The following is a 10,337-nucleotide window of genomic DNA, read 5'->3' as shown; positions in this document are numbered from 1 at the left end:
CACCGCCGGCCCCATGTCCATCGACAGGGAGATCAGCTGTCCGTCAGCAGGGACGAACGTGTCCGCCTACAGGGAGGTTGGCATGTCCGCTAGCACTCGTGCCGAAGGCTGACCTCCGCGCTGCCGAGTTCGAGCAGTTCCCTCGAAGCCAGCCCCTCCCAAGTTGTACCCGTAGACGACGCCGAATTGCCCGACGGTCCGATGTTGGTGCGGGCTTGCCCACTGCTGCCAGCGTCGCGCCTCATCAAGATCGAATCGGTTGATCGATCGGAACGAGGCGGCGTCCGCCGTGCCACAGAGAACCCAGGGGCGAGTCTGTTGGGCACGGGCCATACAAGCGTCGATCGCCTCGTCGAGACATCGAGACTGTCGTCGAAGATACACTTATGCCGGCCCGAACGAGAGACGCTTCCGCGCGTGAGTCGGCGCCCTCGTCGACAGAATCGGAAGGCAGTGCTGCCTGGACCTGACCGAGCGCTTCGACCGCAACGTCCCGCTGATGTAGCAGGGCGTGAGCCCAAACCGAGGGCATTTGAAAGCGAGTGCATCAGACGAAGGACACTGCGGTGGTGTGGGTTCCCGAGCGGGATGAGCAGCGTTTCGCGCAGGCTCTGCTCGATGCCTCGTTGTGGTGTTACCCGCCGGCCGGTACCGTCGCACTGGATTCGACAGACATTTCGCCGTGGGCGCGGGTGCGCTATCGCGAACCGCTCGTCGATGCCGACCCCGATGGGCTCCCGCCCCCGGACCATCCGCTCGCGCCACCGGACCCGAACCCTCCGCATGCCCGCAGACGCGGTCACCACTCGCCCGACGCCTCGACCGGGCCGGACACCCGCTACATCTACACAGTCGACATCACCGCTCGAATGGGTTGGCTCAGCGCTGAGTTCGAGGAGACGATGTACTTCTGCGGCTTCGACTTGCAAGGCGTCACCGATGTGCCGCCCCGCCCCGGGCCGTGGCCCAGTGGTGCACGTGGCCCGGGCAATAAACCTCTCGCCGGGCGGGGCGAATAATCAAGTCAGTGGCATGCCTGCTGTTGATGCGCTCGGTGCCACCATCGGTAAGCCGCGGCACCTCATCGCCGACCGCGCCTAAGACTACGTCACCGACGAGAAGTTCGCGCTACCCGTCTGGCGACTCGGCTACACCACGATCTACGGCCTGCACCCGAAACAGCGCGGTACGCACCCCGGTCTGACGGCACACACGCGGTGTGGATCGACGGCACTCTGTGCCCGGCGAGCCTGCCGACGGGAATCTAGGACCTCGACCCCGATCGACGCCGACATGAAGGACGAGGTCCGTGCCCGAACCGAACGGCGCCACCAGGCCCGCCAGGCCTACGCCTTCGTTCCGCGAAGGCCGCCGTCCCGTTGGGTCCCGCCGGTACCGCAGGCCTCTGTGCCTCCTGTCCGGGTTCGCTGTCCGAACAACCCCATCTCGATGCGCGCCCCGCAAAGTCCTGTAATTCCATTTGGGTGGCGACTGACCAGGGAGCAGGTTGACATAGACGGTTGTCGTTGTTCGACTCCGTCGTGTCCAACCGCGGGCCGGGACGAAGGATTCCGGCACGACCTGCGTGGCGCGAACTCTCTCGCGACCCGTGTCTCACGCATCTCTGTGTGCCCTGCGTAACAGTCTGACGCACCATTATCAACAGCAAGGATATCTCGACGCGCACGCCCTCGAACGGGTCCAGCTGAATACGTGACTCGGAAATGGCGACCGTGTGCGAGCTCTGGTGTGGCTCTCCCGTCAGGCAGATGCAAATCGCTGACGATCCGAGAATCGCAGTGGGGAAGGGGTTTCAGACCGCGGACGCGAGAACCCCGCCGTCGAACTACTAGGCACAACTTCTCGAGGAAAACGCTCAGCTTCGCAAATTGCGCACTGGGCGTGCGCGAAGTGGATTGACCCGACACACGTGCCCGCAGGTAGGCTTTCGATATTAGGAGAGACGCCGGTCACACCACGGGTGGCTCTGGGATCTCCGACACAATCGATGACTATTTCCATCTACTGTCCACCAGCCGTCACAGCCTCTGTGACCGACGCTAGGAGTATTGGTGACCACAGGATCCGATCACGCTCTCAACATCCCTGCACAGTGCCCGGTCTCACATGAGTTCAATCCCTTCGGTGGTAGCTACCAGGAGGACCCCGCCGGTTCACTACGGAAGGCTCGACATGAGCAGCCTGTGTTCTACAGCCCCCTCCTCGACTATTACGTTGTCACGCGCTATGCCGACATCAAGGCGATCTTCCGGGACACGACCTCGTTTTCCGCGGCGCTGACGCTGGAGCCCATTACGCCGCTGCGTGAACCGGCAATCCAGAAGCTGGTCGAGCACCAGTTCGACCTGGGTCCGTTCCTGGTCAACGAGGACGAGCCCATCCATATGCGTCGGCGGCGGGCGTTGGCTGAACCGCTCAGCCCCGCAAACGTGCGGGCGTGGGACCCGTACATTCGCGATCTGGTCACCAGCTACATAGATAAATTCGTGAAGAAGGGCCACGCAGACCTCGTAGCTGAGCTGATGTGGGAGTTCCCGGCCACGGTCGCATTGAAGTTCATGGGCGTGCCGGACACGGAGATCGAGCAGGCGAGGCAGTTCGCCGTCGGGCAGATCATGTTCGGATTCGGCCGTCCAACCGAAGAGGAACAGATCGCCGGCTGCGACGGAATGGGGCGATACTTCAACCACGCCAAGAATCTCGTTGCGAAGCTGAAAGAAAACCCTGATGTAGATGGGTGGGTTCCCTTTGCAATTCGGGCGAGCCAACAGGATCCCGACACGATCGACGATCGATTCTTGGTCAGCATGATGATGAGTGGGACGAGCGCGGCACACGAAACGACGAGCAACGCGGGAGCGAACGCACTGCTCACACTGATGCGGAATCGAGGCATGTGGGATGAGATCTGCGAGGAACCGTCCCTCATTCCCAATGCCGTGGAGGAATGCCTCCGGTACAGCGCTTCAGTGGTGGCCTGGCGACGGCTGTGTGTCAAGTCGACTTCGATCGCGGGAGTCGAAATCCCGGAAGGCGCGAAGGTGCTGGTGGTGACCGCGTCGGGCAGTTTCGACGACGAAATCTTCGACGAACCCGAGCGGTTCGATATCCACCGCAGCAATGCCAAGCAACACTTCGCGTTCGGTTTCGGCACACACACCTGTCTCGGCGCCCCCTTGGCCCGTCTGGAAATGAAGATCGTTCTGGAGGAGATGTCACGCCGCCTCCCCCATATACGTCTTGTACCGGACCAGGAATTCGAATATCTGCCCAACACGTCCTTCCGAGGACCGCAGAACCTGTTTGTCGAATGGGACCCGGCCGACAACCCGGTCCCCTCAGATCGACCATAACTGATAGGAAATGACGAAATGCACAAGCTCACAGTGTGTTATGGACAGCCGCAGGACTCTTCGGCCTTCGATGAGTACTACACGTCGAAGCACGCACCACTGGCGAAGACCGTTCCGGGGATGGTCCGATTCACCTACGGAAAGTGCGAGCCCCTTGGTGGGGTCACACCCGACTATTACCTGATCGCCGAACTCGCCTTCGATTCCAGGCCTGACTTGGAGGCGGCGCTCCAATCACCGCAGGGGCAGGCGGCATCGGCGGACCTGGCGAACTTCGCGACCGGCGGTGTGACGATGCTCGTTCACGAGGAGACGAGCTGAACTATGTACTCAGATCTGCAGAATAGGTCGACCGCAGCGGCGCGTCCCGAAAGCGATCTCGAGGTGGTCGTAGCCGATCGGCAAGTCGTGGCGGACGGGGTCGTCCTGCTCGATCTGCAGGATCCCGGCGGAGAGCTCCCGGCATGGGAAGCTGGAGCCCACATCGACCTGGTACTGCCCAACGGGCTTGTGCGGCAGTACTCGCTGTGCGGTGAACCGCAGGACCGGCAATCCTGGCGGGTGGCAGTGCTTCGCGAATCCGACGGTAGAGGCGGTTCGAAGTTCATCCACGACGAGTTGCGGGTGGGCGGCACCGTTCGGGTTCGTGGACCGCGCAATCACTTCCCACTTGTGCCGGCGCAGCGCTACGTCTTTATTGCCGGCGGTATTGGCATCACACCATTGATTCCCATGATGACTGCCGCATCCTCAGGTGGAGCGGACTGGCAGTTGGTCTATGGCGGGCGCAGTCTGACGTCGATGGCCTTCGTGGAGCAGTTGGTCGCCGAGCACGCCGACCGGGTGGCCGTACGGCCACAGGACACATTCGGCCTGCTCAACCTAGATGCCCTGCTCGGCGGTCCGGGCGGATTGCCGGACGGGACGCTCGTGTACTGCTGTGGCCCCGGACCACTAATCGATGCTGTTGAGCAGCGCTGCACCGGCCTGCCCACCGGCCTCCTTCACGTCGAACGGTTCGCGCCAGCCGACGCAAGCGAACCCGTCCTTCACGGCTCATTCGAGGTGCAGATCGCATCGACAGGCGAGGCCTTGACGGTGAGTCCGGAACAGTCGGTGCTGGAAGTGCTCCGCTGCAATGGAATTGAAATCGACGCCTCGTGCGAGGAAGGTACGTGCGGCACCTGCGAGACCAGGGTCCTCGACGGACAGATCGACCATCGAGACTTCGTTCTCACAGCCGCCGAGCGCGAGCAGAACGCGCTGATGATGGTCTGTGTTTCCCGTGCGGCGTGCCCCCGGGTCGTTCTGGATCTTTGACCACCTCCCATCGCGGCCTGGTTACAGGCCGCGATGGGCCAAACCTGTAGCGGTGCATCACCGTTGTGTGACAGAGTGAGTGGTCGCGGCGGCAGTCAGCCGTTGCGCGCCAGTGTCGTCGACGGAGCTTCGCCGTAACGGCGCCGGTAGTAGGCGGCGAACCTGCCCGGATGCGTAAAACCCCAACGCATGGCGACGCCCGCGACGGTCGCTCCGTCCGAGGGGACGGCCGATATCAGATCGCGCCGCGCGCGGGTCAACCGAACCTCGGTCAGATACGCCGCCGGCGACGTGCTCAACTGACGCCGGAAGCCCATCTGCAGAGCTCGCGGGCTTACCTTGACCGCGCGCGCCATACTCGCCACTGTGAGCGGAGCCTCTGGTGAGGTTTCGATCAGATCAACCGCTTCCTGTACCGCGCACCGGGAGACTGACCGGGGCTGTGCCAGGAGCGCCGTTGAGTAACTGTTCGGCTGCACCATCAGCAGGGTCGCCATCAATTGTTCCCGCAACTGTGCGGCTATCATCGGCGCAACTCGTTCAGAGGCATCCACGCGTTCGAACATGTCCTGCATCAGACTAACGGCCCCCCATACCGCAGCCAAGGCGGTGGGACGGCTCACTGTGGGCGTAAAGCGTAGCTGTCGCTCCCCAGCATCCGGCGCAAGTTGGCGGGCGAACGCAGTGAGCGCAGACAGCTCCAAACGCGCGCACAGCATCGCGAAGCCGGGGCTCCATTTCATCCGCAGGTCCTGATCCGGAGAAATCACTCCCGCCGAGCTTCCTGCGGCAACGCTGAACTCGTGCCCCGCCTGCCGCAGCTGCATGGTCCCCTCCAACGGAAGGGTCAATGCGACGTAATCCCCGAGTGGAGGAGCGATGACCTCGAGTTCCGCGCCATACTTCATGTAGTACAAACTGATCGGACCCAGCGAAACTCCGTGTATGCGGGCGTCCAGTGCATCTCCTGGCCGGATACGCAGATGATTCTCAGAGAGCAACTGTGCCCCCTCATCCTCTGCTCGACTCAACTCCGAAGTGCGAACGAGGCAGTAGCGACTGAGCGGAGCGGTTTCAGCCTCGTCCGGAGCGACGTCAGCAGCCGATATTTGTACTCGCATGAAGTCCTCTCGTTCCGATCCGGACATTCCTATGCATCGATCACCAGCGCCAATCTGAAGAATATATCACCCCAGACCGGGATGTCGATATAACAGATAACATACGAAAACAGTTCATCACTGCCGAGGGATGCCGTTCGGTGCTGGAGGAGGCGGGCCGGATCGACGGCCGACAGCTGTTGTGGTGGCTGGCGAACGGCCGGCGGGGGCCGCAGAGTCTGGTGGGCACTTTCCTGTCGGCGATTTTGGTAGTAGAAGGCGCCTGGCGCTGGCGGGGCATCCAAATTTGGACCATCGCGATGCCTTCGTCGGTAACGTACTGAATGAAGACACGCGCAATGAAAGGTATACGTCAAGAGTTTGACGACTGATCCGACGGGCGAGGGAGTCTCAGAAGGCGATCGAGGAATTCTGGCATCGTGGTCGGCAACTCGTGGGTGTCGCGGATATGCTGCACAAGTGCGCAAACGGCTGGACCTGCATCAAGAATCGGCAGAAGGAGCCCAGACCGCGCACACCGTTCTAGCAGCGGGTACAGCATGAGTTCGACCTCGTGATTCGGACGCAGCGCCGCCCGGCATTCGGTCAGCAGTAGCCGTGTCTGAAGAGAGACCCTCGGCCTCCGCGGGGTATCGATCGATTCGACGAGTTTCCGCGCGCGAGAACCGGCTTGTTTTGCGGACCGGACGGTGCCGGCGGCCAGCAGGAGCCGAATGCGCGAATCTTCCGTGATCTCCGCGGTGACCCGGTTGAAGGCGCCCGCTTCCGCGCGGTTGACCTGAGGGGAGTCGGGATGAGGAAAATGCGCGGGTCCGAGTCCTGTGCGGATCCGTATGTTGATGATGTGCGCTTCGAGTCGCGGCAGATTCAGCATCACTGCGAGTCGTGCTCCCTCCTGCAGGCGCTCCTTCGCCTCGTCGGGCCGGCCGAGTCGGTACTTGAGCTGCGCTCCGACGGCGTAGGTTGCGACCAGGAAGTCAACCGTTCCGCCCTGGGTACCGAGGGTATAGCTCTGGTCGAGAAGGTAGTTGGCTTCTTCCAACTGCCCCTGTTCGTAGAGAAGGTCACCGAGAAGAGCTGCGGCGAGCCGCGAACTGTAGGAAAGATCGTCGCCGGGGCTCGTCGACAAATCCACGGCACGGCGGAGGCTAACCTCAGCGCTTTCCAGATCGAGTTGCTCCCGCGCCGCGAGCCCGTCCATGCAGTAGCCATAGACGACGCTGAACGGTCCGGCCGCCCTGTGTTGGTGAGGGCGGGCCCATTGTTGCCAACGTCTTGCTTCATCGAAATCGAAGCGAACGATAGATCGGAACGAGGCGGCATCTGCCGTCCCGCAGAGAACCCACGGGCGGAGTCTGTGCGCCCGGGCCATACAGGCGTCGATTGCCTCATCGACGCCGGTGAGCCGATCGTCGAGGATGCTGATGGCGGCCCGAATCAGGGACGCCTCCGCGCGCGTGTCGGCGTCCTCGTCGACAGAACCCGCTGGTGGTGCCGCCTCGACGTGACCGAGTGCTTCGGCCGCAGCTTCTGGGTTGTGCAGGAGTGCGTGAGCCCAGGCCAGAGCCAGCTGTAGGCGAGGATGAGCAGCGGCAGTGGCAGGCAGCTTTGCGGCGAGACCAAGCAGGGTGCTCATCTGCGACTGTTCGAGCAACATCAGCGCTTCATTCCCGACGGCGGCGGTCGCATCGTCATAGTCACCAGCAGCGAGGAGATGGTTGACCGCCGGGCTGAGCATGTGATGACCGCCGAACCACCGAGAGGCGTATCGGTGCAATTCGGTCAGTCGTTCAGGGTCGTTGCCTTCCAGACGACGACGGAGGTGTTCGGCGAACAGGTGATGGTAGCGGAACCACTGCCCATCTTGATCGAGTCGCGTCAGGAACAAGTCCCGTTCTTCGATGTCCTCGAGCACCGTTTGAGCGTGCTGATGACTGGTCAACGCAGTAGCCAACGATGCACAGATCCGTTCGGTGACCGACGTGGCCAGAAGAAAGTCGAGCAACGCAGGGTCGAGGCTGTCGAGGACGTTCTCGGTGAGATACTCGCCGATTGCACGATGTCTGCCGGACAAGCGGTGGATGGTGGCTTGTGGATCGCGGTGCTCGCGCAGGGAAAGTGATGCAAGTTGAAGCGCGGCGACCCAACCGTCGGTTGATTCCTTCAGCTCGGCGAGAGCCTTCTCCCCCAGCTGAAGACCGGCAGTCTCCGTAAGTAGCTCCCGGGACTCGTTGAGGTCAAATCGTAATGCGGCCGTGTCGATCTCGATGAGCTCCTTGTGTACCCGCATATCGCTCAGGGGCAGACCTTGCCTGGTGCGACTGGTGACCATCAGCTGTAGATGGTGGCAACCGTGTTCGAGCAGGAATCGAACAACGTCCCGGCTCGCCGGATTCGTGACCCGGTGCCAGTCGTCGAGAACCACCGTTACCGCGTGGCCCGCGGTATGGGTTCGATTCAGCAAAGTGGTCAGTACGAAGCGCTCCGCGCCGCCACCGTGCTCTTCGAGAGTGCGGGTCAGCTCCGCCGCCAGACCCGGGAGCGGCAACGCGATGGCTTCGGCAAGGTGGGCGAGAAACCACGCGGGCGTGTTGTCGTCGTCGTCGAGAGTCAGCCACGCTGTTTTCCGCCCCGCGCCTTCGAGCCCCTCGAGGTATTGGGCGGCCACGGTGGTCTTGCCGTATCCGGCAGGTCCGTGGATCAGGACGAGCCGCACACTCGTCTCGCCACGGATTCGGTCGAGTAGCCGGGTTCGCTGAACCGTCGGATGCCCCGGGGACGGCGGGCGGTACTTTGTGGCCACGGTCGGCGGTCGGGGAATCCCGCTCTCCAGGGACGTGGGCACGGAGTGTATGTAGGTTGTTCGGCTGGGTTCGCGTTCGGGCGGTCGTGACACGGGCTCGTCGTCGTCCCATGCCACGGGCAGGGGGACATCCGGAACGGAGTACCCGAGATCGGTGCCGACACGACGGAGTTCCTCACCCATCGCTGCGGCTGTATCCGGTCGGCTCGACGGATCTCGTGCCATCGCCCGTTCGACCACTGCGCGAACGCTGTCGGGGACAGTGCGATCACCGATCTCGGGTATCGGCTCCGTGCTGATCCGGAGCAGTTGGGAGAAGAGCTCCTCCCCACGGCGGCGGCCGAAAGCCGGACGACCGGCAAGCGAGGTGAACAAGGTGGCGCCGAGGCCGTAGATGTCCGAAGCAATCGTCGGCGGCTGTCCGTGAAGCAGCTCGGGAGCGGTGTATGCGGGAGACCCCACCACCATGCTGCGAGTGGTGTCCTGCTGCTCGGAAAATCTCGCGATCCCGAAGTCGGTGAGTTGAGGTTCGCCGTACTCGGAGAGCAGGATATTCGCCGGTTTGATATCGCGATGCAACACGCCCGCACGATGTGCCGTCTCCAGGGCTCCGGACATCTTGATGCCGATGTCGAGCACCTCGGCGACCGTGCGGGCACCTTTGCGGTTTATCCACACCTCGAGGGAGTCGCGGCGGTGGAATGGCATGACGAGGTAGGGGCGCCCGGTGCGGGTGACACCCACTTCGAGGACATGAACGATATTCGGATGTCCTGAGAGTCGGCCCATGACCTGCTGCTCACGAAGAAACCCGGCACGGTCGGCAGTTCGAGGGTCTGCGATGAGCACCTTGATTGCCACGACTCGGTCCAGAGCGGGCTGGCGACAGCGGTAAATGACGCCGAACCCCCCTTGACCAACTACTCGGAGAGCATCGAATCCTTCCCCTGCCAGCTCGATGGCGACATCCTCCTGAGCTGGGCTTCCGGCAGACTCAACGGCATCGTCGGACACCTCGCACCTCACTGACTACGCAGGAGTCGGCAGCGGCGCACGCGGCGGGGCACTCCGTCAGCCGGCTCGGAGAAGTCATCCGCACTTCTGCTCATCGCCTCAACCTCGGATCTTCCCTCGATTCTAAACCTGCGTCTGCGCCGCACATCAGATTGACGAGTGCCCGGTCATCAGGTGCCGCGTACATGTCGAATCCGGGTACCCTCACCATAGCTGGCTGTTCGGTCACAGCGGCGCTCTCATGCTCGCCATGGTGGCCGCCGGCGTGGGTTTCGAGGACGTCGCCCTTCTACGTCGCACCGACGTCACCTCGGAGTCTGAGGCGCTCGTTATCGACACGATCGGCGCCTGGGTACGCGTTCCCTCGCCCATCGCTGGTACGTCGTATCCGCTTGTAGCATAGCATAATTGGATCGAAGGCCTTGGCTTCTTCGACCGTTATCCGAGCGCGGGTCTGCTGGTCCAGAACCTCGACAAGAAGGCGCGCTTGTCCGGTTCTGTGCCGTGGCTCAGCTATACAGACGGACCCGGCGGCCAGCCGCTGTGCTGAGGGTTGAGTCCAGGAATTTGGTGTACGAAACGGAATCGGACCTGACCGACTCGGCGCCGCCTAACGCCGATTTTCACTCAGCGAATCGACCCGCATTTTGTGTCTGCTCACGCGAACTCGTAGCGCACGGTGCGGCCACCGAGCCAGGGGACGGA

General features: G+C 62.6%; 7 protein-coding genes. 4 read left to right on the top strand and 3 right to left on the bottom strand.

Annotation, left to right across the window (positions count from 1 at the left end; translation table 11 throughout):
• Positions 1-566: 566 nt before the first annotated feature.
• The 3 genes from ACFVJ3_RS48505 to ACFVJ3_RS48495 all read left to right on the top strand — a co-directional run bounded on the left by ACFVJ3_RS48505 (position 567) and on the right by ACFVJ3_RS48495 (position 3,695).
• Complete coding sequence (locus ACFVJ3_RS48505; protein ID WP_378458877.1) at positions 567-1,019, top strand: hypothetical protein; 453 nt, start codon at positions 567-569, stop codon at positions 1,017-1,019.
• Between the two features lie 1,053 nt (positions 1,020-2,072).
• Positions 2,073-3,374, top strand: coding sequence for a cytochrome P450 (locus tag ACFVJ3_RS48500; protein WP_378458876.1), 1,302 nt, complete (start codon positions 2,073-2,075; stop codon positions 3,372-3,374).
• Positions 3,375-3,392: 18 nt separating this feature from the next.
• The gene (locus ACFVJ3_RS48495) at positions 3,393-3,695 is read left to right on the top strand and encodes an EthD family reductase (protein WP_378458875.1); all 303 of its coding nucleotides are present in this window, start codon (positions 3,393-3,395) and stop codon (positions 3,693-3,695) included.
• A gap of 9 nt (positions 3,696-3,704) precedes the next feature.
• Here the strand turns inward: ACFVJ3_RS48495 and ACFVJ3_RS48490 are convergent, their stop codons facing one another.
• A complete protein-coding gene (locus ACFVJ3_RS48490) occupies positions 3,705-3,986 on the bottom strand; it encodes a hypothetical protein (RefSeq protein WP_378458874.1) in 282 nt (93 codons plus the stop codon).
• A gap of 12 nt (positions 3,987-3,998) precedes the next feature.
• On the opposite strand from ACFVJ3_RS48490, the gene ACFVJ3_RS48485 reads away from it, so the two are divergent.
• Entirely contained in the window at positions 3,999-4,694 is a 696-nt protein-coding gene (locus ACFVJ3_RS48485) for a PDR/VanB family oxidoreductase (protein WP_378458873.1), read from the top strand.
• Positions 4,695-4,789: 95 nt separating this feature from the next.
• Here the strand turns inward: ACFVJ3_RS48485 and ACFVJ3_RS48480 are convergent, their stop codons facing one another.
• Both ACFVJ3_RS48480 and ACFVJ3_RS48475 read right to left on the bottom strand, forming a co-directional pair.
• On the bottom strand, positions 4,790-5,815 hold the full coding sequence (locus tag ACFVJ3_RS48480; RefSeq protein ID WP_378458872.1) for an AraC family transcriptional regulator: 1,026 nt from the start codon (positions 5,813-5,815) through the stop codon (positions 4,790-4,792).
• Between the two features lie 352 nt (positions 5,816-6,167).
• Positions 6,168-9,632: a protein kinase gene (locus ACFVJ3_RS48475; RefSeq protein WP_378458871.1), complete on the bottom strand. Its 3,465-nt coding sequence runs from the start codon at positions 9,630-9,632 to the stop codon at positions 6,168-6,170.
• Positions 9,633-10,337 lie beyond the last annotated feature (705 nt).

The sequence above is a fragment of the Rhodococcus sp. NPDC127593 genome, from assembly GCF_042671975.1.
In the GTDB taxonomy this organism is placed as follows: Bacteria; Actinomycetota; Actinomycetes; order Mycobacteriales; family Mycobacteriaceae; genus Rhodococcus_F.
The sequence above is the reverse complement of the archived record's forward strand: the minus strand, read 5'-3'. Positions and strand labels throughout refer to the sequence as shown.

Bases quoted from the DNA above. Each gene is read 5' to 3' on its own strand.
- ACFVJ3_RS48495 (WP_378458875.1), top strand. From the start codon at position 3,393: ATGCACAAGCTCACAGTGTGTTATGGACAGCCGCAGGACTCTTCGGCC.
- ACFVJ3_RS48480 (WP_378458872.1), bottom strand. From the start codon at position 5,815: ATGCGAGTACAAATATCGGCTGCTGACGTCGCTCCGGACGAGGCTGAA.